This is a genomic window from Janthinobacterium lyxosi (assembly GCF_051380665.1).
In the GTDB taxonomy this organism is placed as follows: Bacteria; Pseudomonadota; Gammaproteobacteria; order Burkholderiales; family Burkholderiaceae_D; genus Janthinobacterium.
Genome location: NZ_JBNYXM010000040.1, coordinates 15,310 through 41,275 on the forward strand (window position 1 = coordinate 15,310; position 25,966 = coordinate 41,275).

Below are 25,966 nucleotides of genomic sequence, written 5' to 3' on the forward strand. Positions count from 1 at the left end.
CCGTATCGTTGAAAGATGCGTTGAGAGTTCGGTGTGCCTTCCCGGCGCTGGCGGCGCGGCGTCTGGCTACAGGTAGATGCCGCCGCAGACGACGGTCTCGGCCAGCTTTTCGCAATACATCACCTTCGGCTCGATCTTCTTGGTTTCCGGATTCGTGAATTTGTAGTCCTGCCAGAAGGTGCCCTTGCTTTTGGCCAGATCGACGCGCTCCTTGACGAAGGCCTTGCCGTCGATATCCTTCAATTCGATCAAGTTCTTGCCCACCATTTTCGGGTTGGCGCCATGCGCGGCGACCGTGCCGTCGAGTTTATAGACCACCAGGTACAGGTCGTGCAGGATGAATTGCGGCGACTTGGCCGTGATCTCGCCATACGCCTTGGCGTCGCCGGCGCTCTTGATGTAGGACACGCCTTTCTTCACCATGGCTTCGGCGTCGGCGCGCGTGGCGCCGCCTTCGGCAGCGCTGGCGACACTTGGCAGCGTAGCGGCAACAAGCATGACAGACAGGCAAATGGCAGGGGCGAACTGGGGCATGAGAATCTCCTTCAAATTGCGGCGAGGGACGCAGGCGGTGAACCGGCGCGGTGAGGGGAGTACCGACGGTTCATGGTAGCGCGATGCCAGCGGGCATGCGCTGGTGCAACAGATTTTTTTTCAGACGGGCGTTTTTGCAACGTCGCGTGCACGTTGCCGCAATCGGGTTTTCAGAGGGGAAACGGTGCGGCAGACTATCGATACGCTAGTGTGGCATCCGCACCGCGCTACCAGCTGGACGGGTCTTCCGCAGCCGCGCGCGCCAGATCATCGCGCCAGTCTTGCTGCACCAGGCGGTAGATATCGGCAAAGAAGGCGCGCGGGTCGGCCATCTCATCCCACCGGGCGGGCAGGGCATAGGTACTCTCTGGGTCATGTGCGACGATGGCCTGGAAGTCATAATCAGGGTCTTGCAGCGCCTGCGCCAGCACGGCCACCAGCGCATGGCGGTGGCGGTAGCTGAGTTCCTTGTACTGCGACGTAATGTCGCGCCGTATCAGTGCCGCGCGCTGGGCCGGATCGTTCATGTCCCAGGTGTTCAGTTCCACGCCCAGCGTGTGTTCGCGGTCGTACACGTCAAAGGGACCGAGAAATTGGTAAAGCGTGGCTTCATACGGCACGTCGACCCAGGGGCTGCGCAGCCCCTTTTGTTTTAGTTCTTGCATGATGGTTCCCCGTTCACGCGCATTCGGGCAAGGTCCAGCCTTCGTAGCCCATGTCGGTCGGGTAGATGGCGCGGTTGTTGCCCCAGCGGGCATGGTCGAGGATGCCGTCTTCATGCATGTCCAGCACCCATTCCGTGCTTTCCAGCAAGGTGCCATCCTTGTGGTACACGCGGAAGAAGGTGGATGTGCTGAGTGCGCGCACGATGTTCTGCGGCACGCCGTTGCCATAGTGGGGCACATAGGTCTTGATGACGCACGTACCCTGCTCGTTCCACTGTTGTGTATACACAGTGGCATTGCGCGCCGCCGCCACTTTGATGAACAGCCAGCCTGCCAGCAGGATGGCAAACAGGATGGCGGCGGCGATCAGGCCGGTTTTCTTGAGTAGCTGCATGAGGTCACGGCATGGCCGAAAACGAAGTTGCCGCATTGTATGTCAAGAGCAGAAATACTTGCTGTACAGCATGTACGGCAAGTATTTACCCGCGTACTGCTGTCTATTTCGCCAATGCCGCCTGCAAGGCGTTCGCCATGTCCAGATGATGTTGCAACGCTGACAAGGTTTTCTTGGCGAAGGCCTTGATGTCGGGGTCGCTGACATTCTGGCACGCATCCGTAAACAGTTTCACGGCCTCCTTGTGCGCGGCCACGCCGATGCTGGCCGCATATTCCTTGTCGAATTGCTGGCCTTCCAGGCGGCCCAGCTTGTCGATCTGCGCCTGATGCTTGGTACCGGGCTGATCGCTGACCTTGATCTGCTTGCTGCTGGCCAGCTGTTTCAGTTCCTCGGCCACTTTCGTGTGGTCCGTGAGCATGGCGTCGGCGAATGTCTTCACCTCGGGATTGCTGCTCTTGCTTTGCGCCACTTTGCTGGCGGCAATTTCCGTGCTGCCCGCGTCGGCGGCCTTGCTGAGAAATTGCTTGTCGTACGCGCCCGGTGCGGCAGCGGCGATGCTGTTGATGGCAATGCCGCTCAACAGCGCCACGGCGGCGCCGATGGCCACGCTCTTCAGGGACGGGGTACGGGAACTGGTGGTGGAGATGCGCATGGGATTCCTTTCGGTATGGTTTTTTCTGCAAGCTGATGGCAATGTTAAGCCCGCAGGCTGCGCACACCCATAGGACGCTCACGACTATCCCCGTAGGACTAGTCCTGTTCGTTAGCGCACAGTTCAACTTGTTTAAGAGCAAACAAGGCAGCGATGCCGGAATCCCGCCGCCAGGCTGGCATGCCGATATCGAGCCACTGCGCCATCGCCTCCAGGTGGGACGGCTCCGAGACGCTGTGTTCGAGCTCTTCGAGCACCGTGTCACGGTCGATGTACAGGCTGGCCAGCCAGGCATCGAAGGAGGGGGCCAGTTCGATGAAACCGTGGGCGCGCTTGCCCGTCCAGTCCGGCAACTCCTGCACATAGGCCAGCACCCGGCCGGCGCCTTCTTCTGTCAAGTCCAGGTAGACCATGGAATTGCCGCCATCGCGGGCGAATGGCAGGATGCGCACCGGCATGTCCGTATGCTTGCGCGCGGCGCGGATTTCGCCAATCAGGGTTTCATCGCAGAAATCGCCTTCGTCGGCGCTGAAGAAGGTGTTGAAGCCCATTTGTTCCACGCCGCCATTGCCGTCCGGCACATCCGTGGTGTAGTCGAACCAGGCGCCGTTGGCGACTTGTAAAAAAGCCAGGAAGGCGGGCGGCAGCGGCGCTTCCAGCAAGGCCTCGATGGCGGCGATCTGCCGCGCCGTGGGGGCAGGCTTGGCGCCCTCAAGCGCCAGGTGGCGGTACTGCGTGTAATAAGTCATTGATTATCCTTGTAAATTTCTTGCGACCGCCACGCCATCCTCGCAACCCGTCTCCACCTTCGCCAGCGCGTCGACGAGGCCGGCGCGCAGCACGGCCATCGAGCGGGCCTTGTCGTCGATCTGGGCAATTTTCGTTTCCAGCATGACACGCTTGGTGGCCGCATCGAGGGTGTTTTCCTGCCAGACGGCAATGACTTCGGCGATTTCCTTCAGGGTAAAACCCAGCGCCTTGGCGTGACCGATCAGCTCGATGCGCCGCAAGGCTTGTGCCGAGTACTCTTTATAGTTGTTCGTCATGCCCGGCTGCGGCGCTTCGTCCAGCAAGCCCTGGCGCTCGTAGAAGCGCACCGTATCCTTGGATACGCCCGTCAGGCGGGTGATTTCTCCGATGCGCATCGATTCCCCTTGACCGTGGACTAAAGTCTACAGTTTACAGTGAAAACCTCATTCACTACACACCGCTGCCATGACCGCTTTCAACTACACCAACCTGACCGTGCTGATCACGGGCGCCTCGTCCGGCATCGGCCGCGTCTTTGCGGAAACCCTGGCCGCGCGCGGCGCGCATTTGCTGCTGCTGGCCCGCTCCGGCGCCGTGCTCGACAGCCTGGCCAAGGAACTTTCCCAACGTCACGGTATCCGCGCACACGCGCTGGTGGCCGACCTGAGCTTGCCCGGCGCCGCCGCGCAAGCCCATGCGCAGGCTTGCGCGCTGGGCATGCCGCCCGACGTGCTGATCAATAATGCGGGATTCGCCACGCATGGCAGGTTTGAGGCCATTCCTCTGTTGCGCCAGGCGGCCGAAGTGACCGTCAATTGCACGGCCCTCATGGAACTCACGCACTGCGCCTTGCCCCACATGCTGGCGCAAGGGCGGGGCGCCATCATCAACGTGGCATCCACGGCAGCCCTGCAGCCCGATCCCTACATGGCGATTTACGGCGCCAGCAAGGCTTTCGTGCTGTCGTTTTCGGAAGCGCTATGGGCGGAAAACCGCAGCCGTGGCGTGCGCGTGCTGGCCCTGTGCCCGGGCGCCACGGACACGGCCTTCTTTGACGTGGTGGCCGCGCCCGAAGCGGCCGTGGGCCAGCGCATGGCGCCACAAGCCGTTGTCGATGAAGCGCTGCGCGCCCTGAACCGGGGCCGCAGCAGCCACGTGGCGGGCCGGCCCAATAGGCTGCTGGCCTGGCTGCCGCGCTTGCTGCCCCGTCAGACGGTGCTGGGCATCGTGGAAGGCATGCTCAAGCCGAAGGCGGCGTAGGCATCAAAAGGCCATGCTGGCGAACATGGCCAGCACAGCCGTCGCCATGACGAGGGTGGACAGCCAGCCCAGCACGCGCAGGCGGTGCGAAATGGTCAGTGTACCCATGATGGCGGGACGCGAGGCCATCACCATCATCAGGGCCATGATGGGTACGGAAATGACGCCATTGATGACGGCGCTCCAGTACAGGGCCTTGATGGGGTCGAGCGGCGTGAAGCACAGGGCGGCGCCGAGCACGGTGGAGGCGGCGATGATGCCATAGAATTTCTTGGCAGCCTTGGGCGCCAGTTCCAGGCTATTTTTCCAGTGGAAGGCGCCTGCCATGGCGTAGGCGGCCGAGCCGGCCAGCACGGGGATGGCCAGCAAGCCCGTGCCGATGATACCCAGGCTGAACAGGGCGAAGGCGAAGTCGCCGGCAATGGGGCGCAGGGCGGACGCGGCCTGGGCCGAGGTGTCGATGTGCGTAATGCCTTGCGCGCCCAGGGTCACGGCCGTGGTCAGCATGATGAAAAACGCCACCAGGTTGGAAAAGCCCATGCCGATGGTCGTGTCCATCTTGATGCGCTGGAATTGCCGTGGCGCCTGCTCGGGCGTGCGGCGCAAGGCTTGCGCGCCAGAATCCGCCTGCAAGTCTTCCACTTCCTGCGAGGCTTGCCAGAAAAATAAGTAAGGACTGATCGTGGTGCCGAACACGGCCACGATCATGGTCACCGTAGCGGCCGACCAGGCCAACTGGGGCCAGACGGTGCGCAGCGCCACTTCGCCCCAGGGAATGTGCACGGTCAGCACGGTGGCCACGTAGGCCAGCAAGCCCAGGGTCAGCCATTTCAGGATACGCACGTACTGTTGATACGGAATGAAGACTTGCAGCAGCAGGGACAGCAGGCCGAAACCCACGGCATACAGGTGGGTAGGACCGCCGATGATCAGGGTCAAGGCATCGCCCATGGCGGCCACGTCGGCGGCGATATTGATGACATTGGCCAGCAGCAACAAGCCGACGATGGCGTACAACAGGGAACGGGGATAGTGGCGGCGGATATTCGTCGCCAACCCATGCCCGCTGACCCGGCCAATCTTGGCGCTGATGACCTGGATACCCAGCATCAGGGGAAACGTCAGGCAGACGGTCCACAGCATGCCGAAGCCGAACTGGGCGCCGGCCTGCGAATACGTGGCGATACCGCTGGGGTCGTCGTCGGCCGCGCCCGTGATAAGGCCGGGGCCCAGCTTGCCCAGCCAGGTGTCGGAGGGGGCCGCCTGCTGGCGGACGGCGTCCGCGCGGCCGCTGTCGGTGTGCATGCGTGGCTCCTGTGTGGTGGAGCCAGCAGCGTATCACAGGCGGGCGGCGTCCAGCTGCCTACGTTTGCCAGCGCCCCCGGGACCGGGACCGGCGCGTGTCAGTAGCGCGCGTCCTTGGGCTTGCCGCCCTTCGGCCAATCCTTGACCTTGTCGGGGAAGTCCGGGCGCGGCATGTGCGTAAAGTATTCGGCCACGTCGACGGCATCCTGGTCGGACAGGTTGCCCTGGCCCAGCGGGAATTTCTGACCGTGACCCATCACCATGTTGGCCTTGACGAAGCCGGCCGCCGTGTAAGTGCGGGCCATGCCGGCGCCGATATTGAACGAGCGCTCGCCCCACAGCGGCGGGAAGGCTACCACGCCATTGGCGCCCTTGATGCCCTCGCCATTCGCGCCGTGGCAGACGGCGCATTGCTCTGCATACACCTTTTTGCCATGCACGGGATCGGGCAGCAGATTGCGGTCGATCTTCGCCACGCCGCGTCCCGGCACCTTGTCGTTCGCTTGCGTGGCGCCCTTCATCCAGTCGATATAGGCGACCATCGCTTGCAGGTCGGGGCCGTCCATGGGCAGCGGCTTGCCGTGCATGGAGCGGCGGAAGCAACCATTGATGCGCTCGCCCAAGCTGATCACCTTGCCGGCGCGCGGCGCTTCCGATGGGAAGAAGGCGGCAATACCGAGGAAGGGCGAGCCGTTCGCCACCGTGCCGCCGTTCAGGTGGCAGCTGCTGCAATTGAGGTCGTTGCCCACGTTTTGCGGCAGGCGCGCGCGCGTTTCCGTCATCAGCTGCATGCCGTGGATCAACTGGCTGGCATTCGGATCGGCTGTCAGGGCGGCGAAACGGGGCGTGACGAAGCCACCCGCGTCCGGCGCCTTGAGCTTGAGCTCCTTGCGCACTTTGGCGATCTGCGCCGTGGTCACGGGCGCGCCCTGATTGCCCCACTTGCCGCGCACAAAGGTGAGGATTTCCGCCAGTTCCGTGTCCGACAGGCGGTCATACGCGGGCATGCCGAAGGAACGGGGCGAGTGTTGCGTGACAGCCGACTGCCAGCCCGTCAGCGCGATATGGATGACGGAAGTGGCGTCCTTCGACTGCACCGAGTCGTTTTGCGCCAGCGGCGGGAAGATGTTTTCCACGCCACGGCCGTCACGGCGGTGGCAGGTGGCGCAAAACTGCAGGTAACCGAGGCCGCCGCGCGTGTTGTACAGCGCATCGTTGCTGGCCGCCACGATGAGTGCGGTTTTCTTCGGCGGCGCGCTGGCCCCGTCCTTGGCCGGCAAGCCGTGCAGGTAATGCGCCAGCGCATCGAGGTCGCCATCCGTGAAGTACTGCGTGCTGTGCGTAATGACTTCCGTCATGCTGCCGGCGGCCGTGCCGAAACTGTTGCGGCCAGTCTTGAGCAATTGCACGATGTCGCCTAGCGTCCACAGATTGCGCAGGTTGACCGCATGCCAGCCGTCGAAAGTGAAGCCGGACAGATAATGCTTGCCGCTGCTGCCATCCTGGCCCATGGTCTTTTCCTGGAAGGCCACGCCGCGCGGCGTGTGGCAGGAGCCGCAATGACCGAGGCCCTGGGCGAGATAGCTGCCCCGGTTCCACATGGCCGACTTGGCGCTGTCGGGCTTGAACGGCGCATTGTCGAGGAAGACAGCATTCCACAGCGACAAGCCCCAGCGCATGCTGAACGGCCATTTCATGTCCGTTTCGCGGTTTTGCTGCGCCACGGGCGCCACGCCGCGCTGCAGGTAGGCGTACAGGGCCTGCATGTCCTCGGGCGTGATCTTCGCGTAGGAAGGGTAGGGCATGGCCGGATACAGATTGTGGCCATCGGCCGCCACGCCCGTGCGCATGGCGCGGTCGAATTGCGCGTAGGTGTACGTGCCCAGGCCCGTCTTCGTGTCCGGCGTGATATTCGTGCTGTAGATCGTGCCGAATGGCGTTTTCAGTTCCAGGCCGCCGGCCATGGCGGCGCCGTTCGGGCTGGTGTGGCAGGCAACGCAGTCGCCCAGGCGGGCGACATATTCGCCGCGCTTGATCAGCTCGGCCGAGGCCGAGGGCATTTTGGCCGGCGCGGCGCTGGCGCAGAAGGCGAGCATGCCCAGGAGCAGCATTGCCGCCAGCCAGGTAGTTATTGAAAAGGAAAAAGCGGGAGGGCGGCGTACACCGCGGTCGTGGATGGAATTGGCGTTCATGGTGACCCTTTATTATTACGCGCAAGCTTACGCATCCGCCACCACGGCGAAAATTGGGAGTTTCTTTCGATCAACTAGGTAATCTTGCCTAGTGTTTCAAGATGGAAAATCGTCTAGGACAGCCTACAAGCTGGCCATGATGCGCTCGCGCAGCCAGCGGTGGGCTGGATCGAGATGCATGCGCTCGTGCCAGACCATGGCCATCTCGTAGTCGGGCAGGCGCATCGGCGGTTCCCACGTACGCAGCGCGCCCAGCGCGTTTTTCAACAGGCGCGACGGCAGCAGGGCCACCATGTCGGACTCGGCCAGCAAGGGCGGGACGATGAGAAAATGCGGCACGGACAGCACCACCTTGCGCGACCGCCCCAGCTGTTCCAGGGCCGTATCGACGTTGCTGCGGAAACCGCCGCCGTTGGGCGAGACGACGATGAATTCCAGCGCACAGAACTGCTCGAGGTCGGGCGGCGCTTGCAGAAACGGATGGTCGCGGCGGCCCGCCAGCACATAGTGTTCAGTGAACAAGGTGCGGTGGCGCAAACCGGGCGGCGCTTCTTCCTGCGCCAGGAAACCCAGGTCGACCTGGCCACTCTCCAGATCTTGCGCCATGCGCGCCGGCACGGCTTCGAACACGGCCATGCGCGACAACGGCGCCTGCGCGCGCAGGGATGGCAGCATGGGCAGCAAGATCGCATATTCGGTGGCATCGGCCGCCGCCAGGTTCCAGCGCACCTCGGCCGTGGCCGGGTCGAACGCCTGTTCCGGCTGCAAGACTTGCTCCAGCTGGGCCAGCACGGCTTGCAACGGTGCCAGCAGGGCTAGCGCGCGCGCCGTGGGCAACATGCCGCGCGGCCCGGGCAAAAGCAGCGGATCGTCGAAAGCCGTGCGCAGCTTGCCCAGCTGCACGCTGACGGATGGCTGGCTCAGGTGCAGCCGCGCCGCCGCCCGCGTGACATTGCGTTCGATCAATAAGGCGTTGAGGGTCAGCAGCAGATTCAAGTCCAGCTTATGCAAATCCAGTTTATGCAAATTGTTCATGGCTATACCTTGTATATCAACTATTCATTTCCACTATGATAGCGCAAGCCCTAGAGTAGTTCCTGTGACTTTCATTCTTCATCCATTACAGGAACTAACTGATGCAACTCCATGAATATACAAGCTTTGATGGCATAGGACTGGCCCAGCTTCTGCGCGAGGGCACCGTCTCTGCCGCCGAATTGCACGACTCTGCCGTGCGCGCCTGCGCCGCCGTCAACCCGCAGCTCAACGCCGTGGTCGAGCTGTGGCCAGCGGATGTTACGCAAATCGACAGCGCGGCGCCATTTGCCGGCGTGCCGTTCCTGATCAAGGATGTGGCCGTCACGATGGCGGGCCAGCGCAGTGAAGCGGGCAGCCGCCTGGGCGCCGGCCATATCGCCGCGCTAGATTCTCATCTGATGACACAGTTCCGCCAGGCGGGACTGGTAACGTTTGGCCGCACCAGCACGCCGGAAATGGCCTTTGCCACCACCACGGAACCTGTGCTGTACGGCGCCACGCGCAATCCCTGGAACCTGGCCCTGAGCGCGGGCGGCTCCAGCGGCGGCGCGGCGGCGGCCGTGGCCGCCGGCATCGTGCCCCTGGCCCATGCGACGGACGCGGCCGGTTCCATCCGCGTGCCGGCCGCCTCGACGGGCCTGTTCGGCTTGAAACCGAGCCGGGGCAGGGTCTCAAACGGCCCCGCCATGGACGAGATCTTCAGCGGCCTGGGCGTGCAGCTGGGCGTGAGCCGCACGGTACGCGACAGCGCGGCCTTGCTCGATTGCGTGCAGGGCGTGATGGCGGGCGAAGCGTATGTGACGGTTGCGCCCGGCCACAGCTGGCTGTCGCAGGTGAGTGTAGCGCCGGGCAGGCTGCGCATCGGCGTGCAGCGCGCCGCGTGCAATGGCGCCCGTCCCGCGCCTGCCGTCGATGCCGCGCTGGACGCCACCGTGCGCCTGCTGGAAAGCCTGGGCCACCAGGTGGAAGAAGTGAATCCGGCGCTGGGCGTGTCATGGGAAGCGTTTGTGCACGCCAACGCCAGCATCTGGTGCGCCAACCTGGTGCCGTGGATAGACGCCCTGGCGCACGAGAGCGGACGCAGCGTGTCGCTGGAGACGCTGGAGCCGGCCACGCTGGCCTGCTACCGCCATGGGCAGACGGTCTCGGCCGTGGATTTCGTGGCCGCCCTCGACGTGCGCAACACGGTCACGCGCCACGCCGGCGCCTTGTTTGGCCAGTACGACGTGCTGCTGACGCCCACCATGCCGGACTTGCCGTGGCAGCTGGGGCGCTATGGCAAGGACGAGGAAAAACGCGACGGTTTTGGCTGGACGGCGCGCCTGTTCGAGCATTCGCCCTACACGCCGCTGGCGAACGTGGCGGGCTTGCCGGCCATGTCCGTGCCACTGGCGCAGTCGCCTGATGACTTGCCGATCGGCATGCAGTTCATGGCCGGCTATGGAAAGGATGGCACCTTGCTGCGGCTGGCAGGGCAGCTGGAGCGGGCGGCGCCATGGCTTCCAAGGCGGCCGCCCGTGTGGGCAGGTAATTAGGAAGGGGAATTACAGGGCGGCGAGGCGGGCTGCGCCCCGGTTTTCCAGGCGAAAGCGGGCTTTTTCCCACAGCCGGTCGTGGAAGGGCAGGACGATCACGTTGCAGATCGGCTCGACCACGGCCAGCAAGCCGCCGAAGGCCATGGAACCCGTGGCCCAGTACATGACGCCGAAGGCCACACCCATGTGCAAGGTCGTCTGGCTGAGCTTTTCGCCAGCCAGGGCGGCAAAGCCCAGGCGGCTGGCGGCGTAGCGGCGGCGGATCGCATGCCAGGATTTTTCATGCCATGGTAGCAGGGCAACGTTGATGATGGGTTCGATGATTGCGGCCAAGCCACCGAGCGCCAACGACCCCGTCAGCAAATAGGCGAGGCCGAAGGCGATCGACATATGCGTGCAGACCTGGCTGAATGTTTTGATGGCTGTAAACAAGGGATGCTCCTTTCTGTTGAATTCGCTTATCCTTGATTTAGATAGTAACGATTCTCATTTACAAAAGGAAGTAAAATATTTCAACTGAATCAATAGATACAGACTATTAATAGTCTGTACAACATTGCCGCCGCCACGATGATGAATACATCAGCCGCCGGCAGGCCGTGCCGCCAGCCCGCGCAGCATGAGCCACAGGCCGGTGAGCGGGTACACCAGGCCCAACGGAATCAGCAAGGCGTGCATCACGTCCAGGCCAAACAGTTCGCGCGCGACGGCGATCCACTGCAGTACGCCGGCCAACATGCCGGCCAGCCCGAGCAAGGCCGTGAGCAGCCCGAGCATGACGATCAGCCCCACCTGTAGCGGCATGCCGGCCGCCCGCAAGAGGAAGCCCGGCGCGGCAAATACTTGCTCCTGCAGCCAGAAATTCGACCAGATGCCCAGGCCGAAAATGAATAGCAAGCCCAGTCCCAGCCACCGCCCCAGCGGGACGGCGGCGCCATGCTGCAGCGGCGAGGTGAACAGGGGAGCGGCTTGCCGCGTGGCGGCGGATATTGTTTGGTTCATCGATACACCTTTGTCGGAGTGGGATCAAGCCTGCCGAGGCAGGACCAGTCAGCGCAGTGTCGGCACACGGGCGCGCCGCGGCAAGGCCGATCCGACGCGTCACGCGCCCAAGGGGCCAAAGTGCGCCTATGCACGATGAGTGACGCGGCCCTGCCGCGCCCGGGGACTATTCCGCCTTGAACAGGTGGAGGAAGGAGCGGCTGACCGGCAGCACTTCCGGCCGGTGCTTCAAGGTCACTTCGGCCGTCTCGTGAGCGCCGCGCACGACCTGGCGGATGGCATGCAGGTTGACCACCACGGCCCGGTGGATTTGCTGGAACTGCTCTGGATCGAGCTGCACCAGCAATTCCTTGAGGGAATTGCGCAGCAGCGCTTCGGCGGGCTTGCCGCCGTCGCGCCAGGCAACCAGCGTGTACTTGTCGTCGGACTTCAGGTAATCGACGTCATCGACCGGTATCAGCCGCACGGCCGGGCCCACGCTGGCGCGCAGCCAACGCAGCGCAGCTGGCGCTGGTCCCGGCGCGGGGGCGGCCTGCAGGTACGCCGCCAGTTGCCGCAACAGCGTCTCGCTGGCCGCGCCGGGCTGGATGGCCGCCAGGCGTTCGCGCAAGCGCGTCACGGTACCGGCCAGGCGGGCCAATAGCACCGGCTTGACCAGGTAGTCGAGCGCGCCCTGTTCGAAGGCCCGCACCGCGTACTGGTCATAGGCGGTGACAAAGACCAAGTGGGCGCGGCGGCCGATCTGGCTGGCCACGTCCACGCCGGACAGGCCCGGCATGTGCACGTCGAGGAAGCAGACCGCCGGCTGGTGCCGCTCGAACAGCGCGAGCGCCTCTGGTCCGTTGCGCGCTTCGGCCACGACCAGCAGCTCCGGCCAGCACTCGGCCAGCTGGCGCCGCAGGCTGGCGCGCAGCAAGGGTTCATCGTCGGCAATCAGGGCGGTCAATGTCATGGCCATGCGGGGCATTCTATGGAAACACGGAAACCGTGGGGGGCAAGTTCGCTGATGCGCAAGGCCGCTTCGCCGCCAAACATCAGCGCCAGGCGCTCGCGCAGGCTGCCAAGTCCCGTGCCCAGGCCGGGGCTGCCCGCTTGCAGGCCCGCTCCGGTATCGCTCACCTCGATATGGCAACGGCCATTCGCCTCGGTAATGAGCACATCGATGCGCCCGCCATCCATGCAGGGATCGATGCCATGGCGCACCGCGTTCTCGACCAGGGTCATCAGGGTCATGGGCGGGCACTGCAGTCTTTCGCAGCCGGGCGCGACGTCTATGCCGAACTGCAGGCGGTCAGGCATGCGCATCTGCATCAGCACCAGATAGGCGCGCACCATTTCCAGTTCCTGTTCCAGGCGGGTGGCCGCTTCGCTCAGGCGCGGCACGGCGGCCCGCAGATACGTGACCAGATGCGCCAGGACGGGCGCCGCATGGCTGGACCCCGCATCGAGCAGGGCTTGCAGGCTGGCCAGCGTATTGAACAGGAAATGAGGCTGGACCTGGGCCTGCAGCAGCCACACGCGCGCATCGCGGGCCTGGCGCTCCAGCTTGCCGCGCCTGCGCTCGGCTTCGCGCACGCGGGCGTCGCGCTGGCGCAGCAGGGCGGCCATCGCCGTCCATGGGCCGAGCAACAGGCCCAGGAAAGCGAGCGAGATATAGCTCTGTAACCGCTCCGGCACCTGCCAGAACGGCGGCGCACCGGCCTGGGTATTGAACAGATACAGGCTGGCCAGGGTCAGCACGATCGCCAGCGCCACGCCCACCACCTGCAACACCCACTGGGGCAACCTGCCGGGCAACCGGCGCGGCCAGCGCTCGAACAGGCCATACGCCAGCAGCGCCGCCAGCGCCGGCAGGAAGACCGCCATGGCCAGGTACCCTAGCGGGTCTTCCCATGACAGGGTAAACAGGGCGAATTCGAATAGCGCAGCCAGCCCGGCCACGCACAATCGTCGCGCGGACAGGCAGGTTCGCAGGCCATCGATAGCGGAGCGCAGTGTGAACATGAATGTGACGGCCCCAGGAATTGCCATAAGAGCAGCAGAATAGGGCAAAGCCACGCGGCCCGCAATAGCGGCAGGCATGAAGCACGCTTTCCCGGGCGCCAGCGACGCCCTGCGGGGCCGGGCCGCGATGGCGCCACGAGCGGCGCGCGAGTCCGGGCAGGCCCACAGCGGCTGGATGGTGCCGCATTTGAACAAGTCAGCGTATTGCCGTCGCCTGCGACCAGACGGCTTGCCATCGCCCATCGCGCCATTCATAGCTATCCATATGCCAGTAGCGGGCGCGCGGCACGGCGTGTCCACCGAAGACGATTTCCAGCTGCGCCTGGTAACGCAGGACGGCGGCCGTGCCGTACAGGCACACGCTGATCGCTTCCGGCTCCCAGCTCACATAGCGCATGTGGCCGGAGGCGATGGCCCCCAGGTATTGTTCCCGCGACAGCATGCTGCCGACAGGCGTGATCAGCTGGAAGTCGTCGGCATGCAGGGCGCGCGCCGCCTGCGTATCGGCGGCCACGAGGGCGCGCAAACGGCTGCGTTCCGTGTGGCGCAGCAGGTCCATCTGCTGTTCTTCATTCAGTGCGGCATTGAAATCGCTCATGGCAGTCCTGTTCTTGAGGGAGAATGACACTTTGACGATTTTTGTCCAAAAGCCATGTTGACACTATATATTCAAAGTGTCAACATAGCCACATGTCACTCCACACCCTTAAAACCCAGCGGATACTCGATGCGGCCCTGGCCGTGTTTTGCCGCTACGGCTATCGCAAGACGTCCATGCTCGACATCGCGCAGGCGGCCGATCATCGCGCAGGCGGCCGATATGTCGCGCGCCGCGCTGTACCTGCACTTCAAGAACAAGGAAGACGTGTTTCGCGCCGGCTCCGAACGGGCGCATGCCACCGTCATGGCGCATGTGGCGGCGGCGCTGGCCGAACCCGGCCCCGTCTTCACGCGCATCGAAATGGCGCTGCTGGCATTCCAGCAAGGCTTGATGGCGGAAATTTCGTCCAGCGCGCATGGACAGGAACTATTCGATGCCAACATGACTCTGGCCGCCGACATCACCTTGAACGCGCGGGCAGCGCTGGTGGCGTCAACGGCCGGTGCGCTGGAACAGGCCGAAGCGGCGGGCGATATCGCGCTGCGTAGGCTGGACGCGACTGCCGCGCAAGTGGCCGCCTTGCTGGTAGCCACCATGGATGGTATCAAGCACACGCAAGGGGGAGGGGAGGCGTTGCGCCAGGGCATAGCGCTGCACATGCGCCTGCTGGGCGTGGCGCTGCTGCGCATGTGAGCGGATTGCCTCCCATGCGCAGGCGGACCAAGGCGGTTACGGCAAGGTCTTCAGCACAGTCTTCGTCGGCACGGAGAAATTATAGTTGTCGTGGCGGTCCCAGTTGATCGACCACGTCATCACGCCGCGGAAATCCGGATACGCCTGCAGCGGCTTGATGGTGCCGCAGTTGAGCAGGCGCGTCAGGCAATTCAGGGCATTGCTGACGTCGGCATTCGTGGTGAAACCCGAGCCGGCCGAGCTGCGCCCCGATGGCACGCCGAAGCCCACCTGATCCGGGCGCAGGCCGGCGAAGGTGTTGCCGCCATAGTTAAACCCTTCGATCAGCATGCGCGCCGTGGCCACCAGTTGGTCGGCCGAGCCCGCCTTGATGGCGCCCGTGGCATACGGCGTGTAGATGTCGCCATTGTTGTAATACTGCGGGTGCAGCACCGTCAACTCGCTGCGCAAGGCATTGATGATGGGAATGTAGGCGCCCCAGATGCTGCCGTAGCTCGTGTAGCCCCCTTCCACATACACCCATTCGGGCGCCATCGACAGGTAAAAGCTGCTGCCGACCTTGGTTTTCAGGTTTTTCACGGCGATCGGCAGATAGGTCTGGATGGCCGCGCCTTGCGCCACGCCATTTTCCAGGTCCAGGTCGATGCCGTCGAAGCCATACTTGCTGATGATGGCGTACAGGCTGTTGGTGAAATTCGTCGCTTCGGCCGTGTTGCCGACTGACACGGAACCGTTCTGACCGCCCAGCGACAGGATGACTTTCTTGCCTTTCGCCCGCTTGGCGGCCACGTCGGCGATGAATTGCGCTTCCGTGCCCGCACCCGGATCGATAGTCAGGCTGACATTGCCGCCACCCGCGTTATCGCCGAACGAGACGACGATCACGTCCCAGTCATCGCTGACCTGGCTGATCGGGTAGGTGGCGCCGCTGGGGTTGGTGAAGTTATGCCAGTAGCCGATCAGCGCGTGTTTCGCCAGGCCAGTGGGCGTTGGTGTTGGCGTCGGGGTAGGCGTCGGGGTAGGCGTGGGAGTTGGGGTGGGAGTTGGGGTAGGCGTGGGTGTCGGCGTTGGCGTAGGAGTGGGTGTCGGCGTGCCGCAGTCTCCCACCACCGTCCACGGCTGGCCGCTGCCGGCGCCGCCGCTGCTGGTCGACGGGTTATTTCCTTGCGTCCACCAGTTGGCCGTGTAGTTGACGTTGTTGTAGCTGGCCTGGCCGCCGCCATTGTAGGCGGTACCGCTGTTCCATGGCGTGTAGCAGGCCACCGCTTGGGCGGTGCCTGCCAGCAGTTGGCTGGCGCTGGCGCTGGCTCCGTCGCTGCCGCCGCCGCAGGCGGCCAACGTCCCCCCGAAGAGGGTAAGGATGAGGGTATTCATGACTGTCCGGTTCATCGCATCTCCTTGTGTGTTTTTTTCATGGCCGGCCGGCAGGACACCGTCCGATTTTTCAGAGTGCAAGCATTGCAGGTGGTCGTCAACTGGTTTTATTCTCTGCGCAATATCACAATACCAGTTGCGTCATCACAGACAAGGGCCACCAGGTTGAACCATACCAGTGGCGTATTTGCAAGCCGCTGGTATGGTCACCCGAAACGACTTCAGAACAGGTGCCGCGTGCCCAGCGCCAGGGCGCGTACCAGGGCGCCGGGGCCGGCCGGCGCCACGGCCGTATCGCCGGACAGCACGGAAAACGCGGCCGCGCCGTTATTGTTCATCTGGCCATACGAGGCATACAGGGTAGTGCGCTTCGACAGCGTATACATATAGGCGACGCCCAGGCCCGTACCCTGTTTCGTAGCGCCCAACAAGGCTTGCTGGCGCAGGCGCTGCAAGTTCAGCGAGAGCATTCCCACGCCCATGCGCACGGCGCCGCCCAGCCACAGCGCATCGCCGTCGCCGCGCGGCATGGGTAGCAAGGTGCGGAAGTAGCCGCCGCTCAGCGTATAGTCGCCCAGCACATACTTGGCCGCCACGCTCGCATCGCTACGCGTGCCCGTCTGGCCCGTAAAGGTCAACGGTGCGCCGGCCACAAGCGGCAGGGCAATGCGCTGGTACGCGCCCGTGACGATCAGCCCCCCTGCATCGTGGCTCAGCGACATGCCCCACATGCGGTTGGCGTCGCGGGGTGGGTTGCCCGGTGCGCCGCCGCTTTCCGAGCCCAGGCTGGCCATCAGCCGCGCCTGCAGTGTCCCGATGCGGGGCGCCGTATAGAACAGGGCATTGCTGGCGCGGCCAAAGCGGTCGGAACCCGTGCCAGACAACAACACCACGGATTGCATGTTGCCGTAGGAACCGAATTTCAGGCTGTCGCCGTCCAGCACCGTGAAGTAGATGGGCGTGTAGTCACGGCCCAGCGTCAAACTGCCGAAGCGGCCTTCCAGCCCCACAAAGGCACGCCGGTTGAACAGGCCAGTGACGGGCGCGCCACCCGTGGCGACTGGCGTGGCCGTGGATGGATTGCCGTAATACGTTTTCATGGCGCCCGTGTCCGATTCGTAGCTCGCTTCCAGCTGGAAAATGGCGCGCAGGCCGCCGCCCAGCTCTTCCTTGCCCTGCAAGCCGAACAGCGAACCGCTCATGATGCCTGAACTGAGCGACATGACCTTGGCCGACCCGGGACCGCCCTGGTCGGTGGCCGTGACCGCCGCGTCGACGATGCCATAGACAGTGATGCCGGACTGGCCATGGGCCGCGCCCGCCAGCGAGCATGCGGCCAGCAGCAAGGCCGGAGTGGTGATTTTGTTCATACTGTTGTCTCCTGCTATTGTTATTCTTGCATGGGTTCAGGCGACGCCGGGCAGCTGATAGCCGCAGTAACTGGCCCGCAGCGCATTCTTGAGTATCTTGCCGGTGGCGCCGATGGGCAGGCTGTCGACGAACAGCACGTCGTCCGGCGTCCACCATTTGGCGATCTTGCCTTCGTAAAAGGCCAGCATTTGCGCGCGCTCCAGGCGGGCGCCGGGTTTCAGCACCACCAGCAGCAAGGGCCGCTCATCCCATTTGGGGTGAGGCACGCCGATGCAGGCGGCCATGGCCACGGCCGGGTGCGCCATGGCGATGTTTTCCAGGTCGATCGAGCCTATCCATTCACCGCCCGACTTGATCACATCCTTGCTGCGGTCCGCGATCTGCATATAGCCATCCGCGTCGATGGTGGCCACGTCGCCCGTGGCGAACCAGCCATCCTGCAGCGCATCATCGTTGTCGTGGCGGTAATAGTGCTGCATCACCCAGTGGCCGCGCACCAGCAGGTCGCCGCGCGCCATGCCGTCCCACGGCAGCTCGCCACCGTCCGCATCGACGATCTTCATGTCGATGCCGAACACCGCATGCCCTTGTTTTTCCAGGATTTTTTGCTGCGCTTCCGGCGCCAGCGCCAAGTCCAAGTGCCGGGCTTGCAAGGTGCTGGTGGTGCCCAGCGGCGACGTTTCCGTCATGCCCCAGCCATGCACCACGTCGATGCCATGCGCGCTGCGCATCAGCCCCATCAATGCGGGCGGACAGGCGGCGCCACCGATGATGGTGCGCCGGAAGGTGGAGAAGCGCAGTTGCTGCTGCGTCACGTAATTCATCAGGCCCAGCCAGACGGTGGGCACGCCAGCGGCAAACGTCACCTGTTCCTGCTCGAACAGTTCATACAGCGAAGCGCCATCCATGGCCGCACCCGGCAACACCAGCTTGGCACCCGTCAATGGCGCCGCATACGGCATGCCCCAGGCATTCACGTGGAACATGGGCACGACAGGCAAGGCCACTTCGCGCGCCGACATGTTCAAGGCGTCGGGCAGGGCGGCCGCATACGCATGCAGCACGGTGGCACGGTGGGTGTACAGCACGCCTTTCGGATGGCCGGTGGTGCCCGAGGTGTAGCACAGGCTGGACGCCGCGTGCTCGTCGAGCGCGGGCCAGTCATATTGCACCGCTTGCGCATCAAGCAATTCCTCATAGCACAGCAGATTGTCCAGGCTGCTGGACGGCGGCATGTGGGCGCCGCCGCACAGCATCACATAGCCCTTGACGGCAGGGCAGTGGGGCGCCACGGCTTCCACCAGCGGCAAGAAGGTCATGTCGAAGAACACATATTGGTCTTCCGCATGGTTCAGCAGATAGGCGATCTGGTCGACATGCAATCGGGGATTCAGCGTATGGATGACCCTGCCGCTGCCGGACACGCCGTAATACAGCTCCAGGTGGCGATAACCGTTCCAGGCCAGCGTGGCGACGCGCTGACCAGCGTCCACCCCCAGGGCTTGCAGGACGTTGGCCAGCTGTTGCGCCCGCGCATGGCAATCGCGGTAGGTGTAGCGGTGCACGTCGCCCTCGACCCTGCGCGAGACGATTTCATTGGCGCCGTAATGGCGTGCGGCATGTTGCAGAATGCTGGAAATGAGCAGCGGCTGGCTCATCATGTTGCCCATCAGGGCGGCGGAATGGTTCAATATCGTCTCCAAAACACGTAAAACGGGCGCACGGCTCCGCAGCGCAGGAAAAACCGGCGCCGGGAGCAGGGCGGGGAAGGGAGGAGGACGCCAGGCGGCGCCCTTTCAGGTCAATGCATCACGGCGGGCATCACGGCGCGGCCGTGGTTTCCTTGCGCAATTCATCGTACGGCACGCGCGACAGGTCCAGCAGCAGCTGGGTAAATGCCACGGTTTCGCGGTGCAGGCGCTGGAAATCGACCTTGTCCGTTGTCAGCATGCCATAGTTCAACAAATAGGTCGGTCCGGTGATGTAGTTGATCGTTGGAATGCGCTGCAAGCCCCAGAAATACTGGCCTTCGCCAGGCCAGACAGCGTCGTTCGGACTGCCGTCACCGTTGGGATTGGTGGGCGGCATCACGAACGCGGGCGCCGCATTCGCGTGTTTCAGCATGGCATACGAAGCATCCATCAAGGCGGGCGTGCGCGGGGAAAACATGCCGGCCGGCTCGAACTTGCCCGTGGGACGCAAGAAACCGTTGCTGTCAGGTAGCCATTCCAGCGCGCCAAGGTGCTCGATGGTAACAATCGAGGCGATGCGCCGGGTCAAGCCATCGTCCTTGTGGCTGTCAAGAAAATGCTCGATGCCCACGCCGCCGGCGAAATGGCCGCTCGACAGCATCAGCATGATGCTGCGCGGCAGGCTGTCCTGCGGCAAGCGCGTCAGGTATTGGGCGATATCGACGATGGCATTCGGGCCATTGTCTTCGAGGCCATTCGTGCCATCCGTGTGGCTGTTGATCACCGTAAATTCCTCGGACTTGCCGGGGATAATGCCAATCAGGTTGCGCGTCTGTACCTGCCGCACCTCGGCATCCATGGTCAGTTTGATCACCGGCGCCGTGCCCGCCAAGACCCGCTCGCGCAGGCGCTTGCCCATGTCGCGGTCGACAAACACGCCGGGCAGCTGGCGCACTTCGCGGTCGTAGGGCGCATACAGGCCGTGCGCCGCCGAGGCGGGTGCATCGATGATGGCGATCACGCCGGCCGCGCCCGCCGCCTGCAAGCGTTCCAGCAGGGTGACGAATGGCCCCAGCATCTGGAACGGACGCGCAAACGGCGCATCCGGCCCCATGACGTTCTCCGGGTCGTGCACATGCACGGCCGACTGGTGGAAAAACTTGCCTGTCAACGCCACTTTCGGCAGGTCAACCAGGACCAGCTTGCCCGCCAGACTGGCATCGGGCCTGGCACCGGGGGCCAGGTAGACGATGCGTCCCGTAATGCCGGACGGCGGCGTCACGCCCGAATACGGAATGTAGCCGACCGACGCGAGGACGCCAGTGCGTTCACCATCGAGCACTTGCAAATTCCAGCGGCCCGGTTCCACTGACCACTGCTGGAAGCTGACGGGTTCGAAACGCAACTGCTTGACACCGGCGCGCACCAGGCGTTCATGCAGCGCGTCGATGTACGCTTCATGCTGGGGCGAGCCCGTCGCGCGCAGGTAGCGCTCATCGAGGTCCAGCTGCCAGTCGACCAGCTGTTTCTTGGACAAAAATTGCGTGGCATCCACCGTCACGGCGGCTTCTGGCGGCAGGGCGCGCGACGGCCATGGACCAGGCTTGCTGGCGCAGGCGGACAAGGTCGCCGCGATGGCCAGCGCGCCAGCAAGGCGCAGCAAGCGCGGTGGAGAGCGTAAAAAGGGCGGTGAAACAGCGGTGCGTGGATGCGCCTGGGTCATGCGTGTCTCCTGTTTTTATGATGTTTTTGGCGTGCCTGGATTGGCACTGGGAACGATTATCAGCCGGGCAGCGTTTGCCGGCCAGACCACCGACAGGGGGAAAGCACCCCCAATCGGGTGGTTCATCGAGGAAAGTTCATTGTGAACATCAGCTGTCGGCCGTCAGCAGGCCCAGCTTCAAGGCGCAGGCCACAGCCTCGGCGCGCCGCTTGGCGCCCAGTTTCTGCATGATTTTCTTGACGCTATCCTTGACCGTATGCGGGCTGCGGCAGACGACTTGCGCAATTTCCCCATTCGAGCGGCCTTCAGCCAGCAGCTGCAAGATGGTCAGGTCAGCCGCATTCAAACCATGTTTCTCGGCTGCCACGCGGTGCAGGGTGCTCTGGATTTCGCGCAAACCCGCGTCGCTGGCGCCGGGCGGCTTGCCGCCATGGGCGGGACCCAGGTCCTCATAGACCAGTTCGGCAATGCGGGCATACATGCCCATGGCGATGCGCGTGCGTTCTTCCAGCAAGGTCATGCGTTGAGACTTTTCATGCACAATCGTCTGCAACGCCTTGATTTCATTGATATCGCGCGCAATACCTTGCCGCCCAACCAGCACGCCGTCGCGCATCAGCATGCCGGCGCGTATTTCCAGGTGCACGATGGCACCATTGCGGTGCCGCGCCTCGACCTCGAAAAACGGCGTATGTTCCTGACCCGCCAAGCCTTGCTGGTAATGCCGCGACGCCACGGCCGCACCGGTCGGCGTCAGCAGCTCCGTGAACGGCCGGCCCATCATCTCGGCTGCAGAATAGCCGAGAACGCGCTCGACGGCCTGGTTGAAGAAAGTAAAGCATCCTTCCAGATCGAGCGTATAAATCAGATCGCCGGCAGCCTCGATCAAGGTTTCAAAGTCCGGCGCCTGCGCAAGACGGGCGAGTTTGCTGGAAGTGGAAGAAGTCATGAAGGCGCCAAGCATGGCAGGAGTTGATCATGGGCGGCAATGGTACACGAGACTCGCTGGCGGACAAGCACGCAGCGGTATGTGGCGAAAACGCATATGCGACTGGGGAAGCTGGGAAAATGAGGATTTCACAATAGTAGCCATAACTTCGCATAATTTATAGAGTGTAGTGCCAGCACGAAAACTGTTATCAGCGCGTCAAGAACGAGGCTCGGCGCGGGCTGGCGCCCAATAACAGTAAATTAAAAGACAGTGAGAATTTTTCCATAACGCCCGACCAGCGCGCACGCTGCTCGGGCGTTTTTGCACGTTCGGCATTCACGGATGCAATCACTGTGAACGGATGAACATCAAGTGCCAGGGCGATAGTAAGCGCGGCGTCGTCATCAAGCACGCGGCGGCCCGTCCGGTAATTGCTGACCGTGGACAGCGAGAAACCAAGGCGCTTAGCCAGGGCGTAATCGGACTCAATGCCGAGTTTTTCCTTGACGGCGTCAAGGAATTGAATAGTGGTTTTCATAGCTCCTCCTCAGGGCTTTACCGTGTGTACACACAGTATTTCGTGAACATACACGCTTACAAGTCATGCGACAAGCTACACACATGAAACATGTTTCCGTTGACACATGTTTCATGTGAAGCGTATTCTTCGTGCTGTCGGGCGGATTATTCCGTCCCTCCTCAGGCAACTAGCGGCCCTGCCGCCCGCCCGGCACTTTCGCCCGAGGAGAAAAAACAGCCTGAGGAGGCCACCATGAGCGTTACAGAATCTTACAAAAAGCCTACTCTTACGCCCTTCATGGCCGAAGAGTTGATTAGTGCCGCGCAAGAGCGGCGGGCGGCCTTGTTGGTAATGCTTGGGGATAAAAGCCTACCGTTCTACATCGCGGCAAATCTCAAGATGCGCCGTGAAGCGCTGCTCAATTCAATACGGGAGTTGAGCTAATTATGCGCCAGCCTATCGACAACCATACCCTGGAACTGCCAGGCATCAAACCGCCAATGGTGACGAAAAAGCGGGGGAGAAAAGCGATTTACGCAAACGCAGCCGCCCGCCAGCGCGCCTATGTGGAGCGCAATGGCCTCGTGGTCATGACCGTACAACTGCCTGAGGCGCTGCACGCCGATTTCATGGCCTGGCTCAAATTCAAAGACAAACAGCAAAGCGCCGTTGTCGCGCATCTGATCCGCACTCAACTGCTGAGGAAACGATAATGCGCGTCATTACTGCCCCCGCCGAAGTCGCCGCGTTGGTTGCCGCTGAAAAAGTGGAAGAGGCGCGCATTACCATTTGGCTCCTGCTGCCGGTGCAAGTCCGCCGCCTGGTGCTGGCCTTTGCTGAAATGCCACGCGAGCGCGCCGAAGACGACCTCACAAAATTTTCTCGTAACGAGCGCGCCAGCATCACTGGAGCGCTGCAATCCATGATGGTGCATCTGTCCATGGCGGAAAATTGCATGCGCGACACTGAACCCCGCACAACGGTGTTGCACTGATGCCGACCATTCAGCAAGAAAACGGCATACGCACGGTCAAGGGCTTGCCTGCGCGCTGGGCCGCACGCGCATACAAGGAACTGCATGCGGCGCAAGAGGGCGCCATTGGCGCCATGCCTGCACGTTACAAACAGCTTTCCGCCTTGCTGGACGAGGTGACAGACGCGCCGCTACCGCTGGACGCTACGGACGCACAAATCTGCATCCTGGCTGAACGCTACGCAAACGACTGCATCAGCCAGGCCGCCACCATTCACGACCTGAAAGCCTTGCGCGCACGCCTCGCCTGGATGGTCACGGATCGCGGTATGGAAGTGCCGGACGAGTCCGACGACAAGCAATTCATCTACCGATGCAACGATGCCGGGTGGTGGCGCAAGAGCTTGCGCCGTGTGCATGGTCGCGCCTTTGAGCATGCCGCTATCCGCCTGGGCTTTGTGTCGGTGCGCGCTGGCGCCTATTGCAGCGACGAGACGGTCAAGCGACGCCTGGCGCAAAACCGCCGCAATGCCAAGGCGCTCGATGCAATGACGATGACGAACGAGGACGGCCAGGAATTTGCGCTGTCGGCGCTGGCGGCCAAGTCCACAAGCAACAAATCTATTCGCCGCGGCGAATTGATGCTGCGCATGGCAGGCTGTGAAGAGGTTGCGGCAGAGTTGGGTCATGTCGGCCTTTTCGTTACGCTCACGGCGCCGTCGAAGTATCACGCGGTGTTGGCCAAGAGTGGAACATTGAATCCCAAGTACAACGGCGCCACGCCCCGCGAGGCGCAACAGGCGCTGATGGACGTATGGACATCATGGCGGGCGAAGAATTCCCGCGATGGCGTGCGCCCCTACGGTTTCCGCATTGCCGAACCGCATCACGACGGTTGCCCACATTGGCACGTTCTCATGTTCGTGCCAGCCGACAAGGTAGACCGCGTGACGGAAACGCTCACGGCCTACGCGCTGGCCGAAGACGGCGATGAGCCAGGCGCACGCGCCAATCGTGTCAAGTTCGTGCAGATCGACCCGGCGTTGGGTACGGCGGCGGGCTATATAGCCAAGTACGTCGGCAAGAACATTGATGACGCCCATGTGGACGCGCACCGAGACGACGACGGCGAGGTGCGCACCGATATGGTGGGCGATGAAGTCATCCGGCCCTCCCAGCGCGTCGAGGCCTGGGCGGCTACGTGGGGCATTCGCCAATTTCAGCCCATGGGACAGCCACCTGTGACGGTATGGCGCGAACTGCGCCGGGTGGAACAAGAGCGCATCGCCAGCGCGCCCGCGCACGTCGTGCAAGCCTGGACGGCGTGCCAGCGCGAAACAGCCACCGATGCCGACGGCGTGGTGGAAGTGACCAAGCCAGCCGATTTTGCCCCGTACATTCGGGCGCAGGGCGGCGTCAATCAGGGGCGGGCCTATCGCATCGCCGTCGCCGCGCCCATTAAGGCCGTCGAGGGCCGGTATGGCCTGGCAGACAGGCCCGTGCCGGTGGGCGTGTATTGCCGCCAGGCGCCAGACATTACCTATGCATCGAAACGCTACACCTGGCGCCGCACGGGGGCTGCTGTTGCTCTTCGCAGTCCTCGGAGTCCTGTCAATAACTGTACGCCCGCCGCCGCTCCATTTTGGGAAGAGGGGGCGCCGTGGCCGGAAAAAATCCCGCCGCACCACGATTTAGCCTATTACGCCGACTGCGATTTCGCCTGTTTTGACAAGTTTGGCGACTTCAACCCGGATTTATTTATCGAAATGCCACTTAAGGAGCGTCACCAGTGACGAATATCGAACAGGGCGCCGCGCTAGAGCGCGAAGCCGTCGCGCTGTACCGGCAGTACGGGTTTTTCTTGCCAGGCCCGGCGAAAGCGTTTTTTCGCAAACTGGCAATTCACCTGCAATGGCAAGAACTGATGAAAGTGACGAAATGAACCGCAATCCCTACGTGCCGCCTGAACAGCAGGCGGACTACCTGAAAAGCACCATCGTGAACAAGAAACAAAAAGCCCCGGCGCGTGCGCCGGTTCCCAGCAAGCCCCAGGCCAAGAAGCCAGCGGCCAAGCGCAAATAACCGGGCGCGGCCTAGCGGGCCGCGTACATCATGAAAAAAACACCCATCGGGCACGTGACGTGCCCTGTCTGTGACTTTGCCGATGCCCAGGTGAAGGAAGACAAGAACGGCCACGCCTATATCCATTGCAGCGACTGCAACGCGCAAACCTTCACCCGGAACGACTTTCGCAACAGCAAGTTGCGGGGGCGCATGCGGGCTGTAACGGTAACGGTACCGGACGATACCGTTACCGTTACAGCACCTGTGCCAGTGCCGAAGGCGCCGGAAAAGCCTGTGCCCGTGCCACCACCAGCCAAAAAGCCGGGCGGTTGGCTTCAACCACTTTTAGCGCAAGGATAGGCCATGGCCGACTTAAACGAGAGCCAGGCGGAACCGCCGAAGCTCGACCCGAATGACCCGCTTGACCGCATCGCCATGGAAGCCATGGGCGAGGAGCGGGAGCGTGCCCAGGCTGACGCCGACTTTATCGACCCGCCGCAACCGCCAGGCATCGACCCGGCGCAGACGTGGGGGCAAATCCCCTTCATGTTCGGCAAGGTGCTGGGTATGGCCATGCCGGAACTGGCGGGCGTATACACGGAAGAGAAGTGCTATCAATGGGGCGTGGGCATGGCTGCGGTGTCAGAGAAATACGGCTGGGATGCCGGTGAGGTAATCGGGCGCTTTGGGC

Annotated in this window: 30 protein-coding genes and 2 pseudogenes; 12 read left to right on the forward strand and 20 right to left on the reverse strand. The window is 63.1% G+C overall.

The window, feature by feature from the left end; genetic code table 11:
* Window positions 1–66: 66 nt before the first annotated feature.
* The 6 genes from ACQ4WP_RS26060 to ACQ4WP_RS26085 form a co-directional block, all read right to left on the reverse strand.
* Window positions 67–534 (reverse strand): cache domain-containing protein, encoded by a 468-nt coding sequence (locus tag ACQ4WP_RS26060; protein WP_436525718.1) that lies wholly within the window; start codon window positions 532–534, stop codon window positions 67–69.
* Between the two features lie 227 nt (window positions 535–761).
* Entirely contained in the window at window positions 762–1,199 is a 438-nt protein-coding gene (locus tag ACQ4WP_RS26065) for a hypothetical protein (protein ID WP_436525720.1), read from the reverse strand.
* A 13-nt stretch (window positions 1,200–1,212) separates the two neighbouring features.
* Window positions 1,213–1,593 carry a hypothetical protein gene (locus tag ACQ4WP_RS26070; RefSeq protein WP_436525722.1) on the reverse strand — a complete coding sequence of 127 codons (381 nt, stop codon included), beginning with the start codon at window positions 1,591–1,593 and terminating at the stop codon, window positions 1,213–1,215.
* 103 nt (window positions 1,594–1,696) lie between these two features.
* Complete coding sequence (locus ACQ4WP_RS26075) at window positions 1,697–2,248, reverse strand: DUF4142 domain-containing protein (RefSeq protein WP_436525724.1); 552 nt, start codon at window positions 2,246–2,248, stop codon at window positions 1,697–1,699.
* A gap of 98 nt (window positions 2,249–2,346) precedes the next feature.
* A complete protein-coding gene (locus ACQ4WP_RS26080; RefSeq protein ID WP_436525726.1) occupies window positions 2,347–2,997 on the reverse strand; it encodes an SMI1/KNR4 family protein in 651 nt (216 codons plus the stop codon).
* 3 nt (window positions 2,998–3,000) lie between these two features.
* Window positions 3,001–3,393 (reverse strand): MerR family transcriptional regulator, encoded by a 393-nt coding sequence (locus tag ACQ4WP_RS26085; protein WP_436525728.1) that lies wholly within the window; start codon window positions 3,391–3,393, stop codon window positions 3,001–3,003.
* A gap of 70 nt (window positions 3,394–3,463) precedes the next feature.
* Between ACQ4WP_RS26085 and ACQ4WP_RS26090 the strand changes: the two genes are divergently transcribed.
* The gene (locus ACQ4WP_RS26090; protein ID WP_436525730.1) at window positions 3,464–4,258 is read left to right on the forward strand and encodes an SDR family NAD(P)-dependent oxidoreductase; all 795 of its coding nucleotides are present in this window, start codon (window positions 3,464–3,466) and stop codon (window positions 4,256–4,258) included.
* A 3-nt stretch (window positions 4,259–4,261) separates the two neighbouring features.
* Here ACQ4WP_RS26090 and ACQ4WP_RS26095 read toward each other — a convergent pair whose 3' ends face one another.
* From ACQ4WP_RS26095 to ACQ4WP_RS26105, 3 genes are all read right to left on the reverse strand, one after another.
* A complete protein-coding gene (locus ACQ4WP_RS26095; RefSeq protein ID WP_436525732.1) occupies window positions 4,262–5,563 on the reverse strand; it encodes an NRAMP family divalent metal transporter in 1,302 nt (433 codons plus the stop codon).
* A 98-nt stretch (window positions 5,564–5,661) separates the two neighbouring features.
* The gene (locus tag ACQ4WP_RS26100; protein ID WP_436525774.1) at window positions 5,662–7,674 is read right to left on the reverse strand and encodes a c-type cytochrome; all 2,013 of its coding nucleotides are present in this window, start codon (window positions 7,672–7,674) and stop codon (window positions 5,662–5,664) included.
* 204 nt (window positions 7,675–7,878) lie between these two features.
* Window positions 7,879–8,790, reverse strand: coding sequence for a LysR family transcriptional regulator (locus tag ACQ4WP_RS26105; RefSeq protein WP_436525734.1), 912 nt, complete (start codon window positions 8,788–8,790; stop codon window positions 7,879–7,881).
* 101 nt (window positions 8,791–8,891) lie between these two features.
* Between ACQ4WP_RS26105 and ACQ4WP_RS26110 the strand changes: the two genes are divergently transcribed.
* Entirely contained in the window at window positions 8,892–10,328 is a 1,437-nt protein-coding gene (locus ACQ4WP_RS26110) for an amidase (protein WP_436525736.1), read from the forward strand.
* A 9-nt stretch (window positions 10,329–10,337) separates the two neighbouring features.
* Here ACQ4WP_RS26110 and ACQ4WP_RS26115 read toward each other — a convergent pair whose 3' ends face one another.
* The 5 genes from ACQ4WP_RS26115 to ACQ4WP_RS26135 form a co-directional block, all read right to left on the reverse strand.
* Entirely contained in the window at window positions 10,338–10,760 is a 423-nt protein-coding gene (locus ACQ4WP_RS26115; protein ID WP_436525738.1) for a DUF2061 domain-containing protein, read from the reverse strand.
* Between the two features lie 150 nt (window positions 10,761–10,910).
* On the reverse strand, window positions 10,911–11,330 hold the full coding sequence (locus tag ACQ4WP_RS26120; protein ID WP_436525740.1) for a hypothetical protein: 420 nt from the start codon (window positions 11,328–11,330) through the stop codon (window positions 10,911–10,913).
* Window positions 11,331–11,496: 166 nt separating this feature from the next.
* Entirely contained in the window at window positions 11,497–12,282 is a 786-nt protein-coding gene (locus tag ACQ4WP_RS26125) for a LytR/AlgR family response regulator transcription factor (RefSeq protein ID WP_436525742.1), read from the reverse strand.
* Window positions 12,279–13,334 (reverse strand): sensor histidine kinase, encoded by a 1,056-nt coding sequence (locus tag ACQ4WP_RS26130; RefSeq protein ID WP_436525744.1) that lies wholly within the window; start codon window positions 13,332–13,334, stop codon window positions 12,279–12,281. The genes ACQ4WP_RS26125 and ACQ4WP_RS26130 overlap by 4 nt, the downstream gene beginning before the upstream one ends.
* A gap of 196 nt (window positions 13,335–13,530) precedes the next feature.
* Window positions 13,531–13,932 (reverse strand): nuclear transport factor 2 family protein, encoded by a 402-nt coding sequence (locus ACQ4WP_RS26135; RefSeq protein ID WP_436525746.1) that lies wholly within the window; start codon window positions 13,930–13,932, stop codon window positions 13,531–13,533.
* Between the two features lie 92 nt (window positions 13,933–14,024).
* Between ACQ4WP_RS26135 and ACQ4WP_RS26140 the strand changes: the two are divergent.
* Window positions 14,025–14,114 (forward strand): annotated as a pseudogene (locus tag ACQ4WP_RS26140) (hypothetical protein); the annotation flags it as partial.
* Window positions 14,115–14,136: 22 nt separating this feature from the next.
* The gene (locus tag ACQ4WP_RS26145) at window positions 14,137–14,628 is read left to right on the forward strand and encodes a TetR family transcriptional regulator (protein ID WP_436525775.1); all 492 of its coding nucleotides are present in this window, start codon (window positions 14,137–14,139) and stop codon (window positions 14,626–14,628) included.
* A 36-nt stretch (window positions 14,629–14,664) separates the two neighbouring features.
* Here the strand turns inward: ACQ4WP_RS26145 and ACQ4WP_RS26150 are convergent, their stop codons facing one another.
* The 6 genes from ACQ4WP_RS26150 to ACQ4WP_RS26175 form a co-directional block, all read right to left on the reverse strand.
* The gene (locus tag ACQ4WP_RS26150; protein ID WP_436525748.1) at window positions 14,665–16,002 is read right to left on the reverse strand and encodes a chitinase; all 1,338 of its coding nucleotides are present in this window, start codon (window positions 16,000–16,002) and stop codon (window positions 14,665–14,667) included.
* A gap of 221 nt (window positions 16,003–16,223) precedes the next feature.
* Window positions 16,224–17,372, reverse strand: coding sequence for a porin (locus ACQ4WP_RS26155; RefSeq protein ID WP_436525750.1), 1,149 nt, complete (start codon window positions 17,370–17,372; stop codon window positions 16,224–16,226).
* Window positions 17,373–17,408: 36 nt separating this feature from the next.
* Window positions 17,409–19,043: a 3-(methylthio)propionyl-CoA ligase gene (locus ACQ4WP_RS26160; RefSeq protein WP_436525777.1), complete on the reverse strand. Its 1,635-nt coding sequence runs from the start codon at window positions 19,041–19,043 to the stop codon at window positions 17,409–17,411.
* 151 nt (window positions 19,044–19,194) lie between these two features.
* Entirely contained in the window at window positions 19,195–20,787 is a 1,593-nt protein-coding gene (locus ACQ4WP_RS26165; RefSeq protein WP_436525752.1) for a PA domain protein, read from the reverse strand.
* A 148-nt stretch (window positions 20,788–20,935) separates the two neighbouring features.
* Window positions 20,936–21,736, reverse strand: coding sequence for a PAS domain S-box protein (locus tag ACQ4WP_RS26170; RefSeq protein ID WP_436525754.1), 801 nt, complete (start codon window positions 21,734–21,736; stop codon window positions 20,936–20,938).
* 190 nt (window positions 21,737–21,926) lie between these two features.
* A complete protein-coding gene (locus ACQ4WP_RS26175) occupies window positions 21,927–22,256 on the reverse strand; it encodes a DUF3693 domain-containing protein (protein ID WP_436525756.1) in 330 nt (109 codons plus the stop codon).
* Window positions 22,257–22,490: 234 nt separating this feature from the next.
* Between ACQ4WP_RS26175 and ACQ4WP_RS26180 the strand changes: the two genes are divergently transcribed.
* From ACQ4WP_RS26180 to ACQ4WP_RS26215, 8 genes and pseudogenes are all read left to right on the forward strand, one after another.
* Window positions 22,491–22,682, forward strand: coding sequence for a hypothetical protein (locus ACQ4WP_RS26180; protein ID WP_436525758.1), 192 nt, complete (start codon window positions 22,491–22,493; stop codon window positions 22,680–22,682).
* A 2-nt stretch (window positions 22,683–22,684) separates the two neighbouring features.
* Window positions 22,685–22,951, forward strand: coding sequence for a hypothetical protein (locus ACQ4WP_RS26185; RefSeq protein WP_436525760.1), 267 nt, complete (start codon window positions 22,685–22,687; stop codon window positions 22,949–22,951).
* A complete protein-coding gene (locus tag ACQ4WP_RS26190) occupies window positions 22,951–23,232 on the forward strand; it encodes a hypothetical protein (RefSeq protein ID WP_436525762.1) in 282 nt (93 codons plus the stop codon). Before ACQ4WP_RS26185 ends, ACQ4WP_RS26190 begins: the two co-directional genes overlap by 1 nt.
* Entirely contained in the window at window positions 23,232–25,004 is a 1,773-nt protein-coding gene (locus tag ACQ4WP_RS26195; protein ID WP_436525764.1) for a replication endonuclease, read from the forward strand. Before ACQ4WP_RS26190 ends, ACQ4WP_RS26195 begins: the two co-directional genes overlap by 1 nt.
* A complete protein-coding gene (locus ACQ4WP_RS26200; RefSeq protein ID WP_436525766.1) occupies window positions 25,001–25,153 on the forward strand; it encodes a hypothetical protein in 153 nt (50 codons plus the stop codon). Before ACQ4WP_RS26195 ends, ACQ4WP_RS26200 begins: the two co-directional genes overlap by 4 nt.
* Complete coding sequence (locus ACQ4WP_RS26205; RefSeq protein WP_436525768.1) at window positions 25,150–25,293, forward strand: hypothetical protein; 144 nt, start codon at window positions 25,150–25,152, stop codon at window positions 25,291–25,293. The genes ACQ4WP_RS26200 and ACQ4WP_RS26205 overlap by 4 nt, the downstream gene beginning before the upstream one ends.
* Window positions 25,294–25,323: 30 nt before the next feature.
* A complete protein-coding gene (locus ACQ4WP_RS26210) occupies window positions 25,324–25,635 on the forward strand; it encodes a hypothetical protein (protein ID WP_436525770.1) in 312 nt (103 codons plus the stop codon).
* Window positions 25,636–25,638: 3 nt separating this feature from the next.
* Window positions 25,639–25,966: pseudogene (locus ACQ4WP_RS26215) on the forward strand (hypothetical protein); the annotation flags it as partial.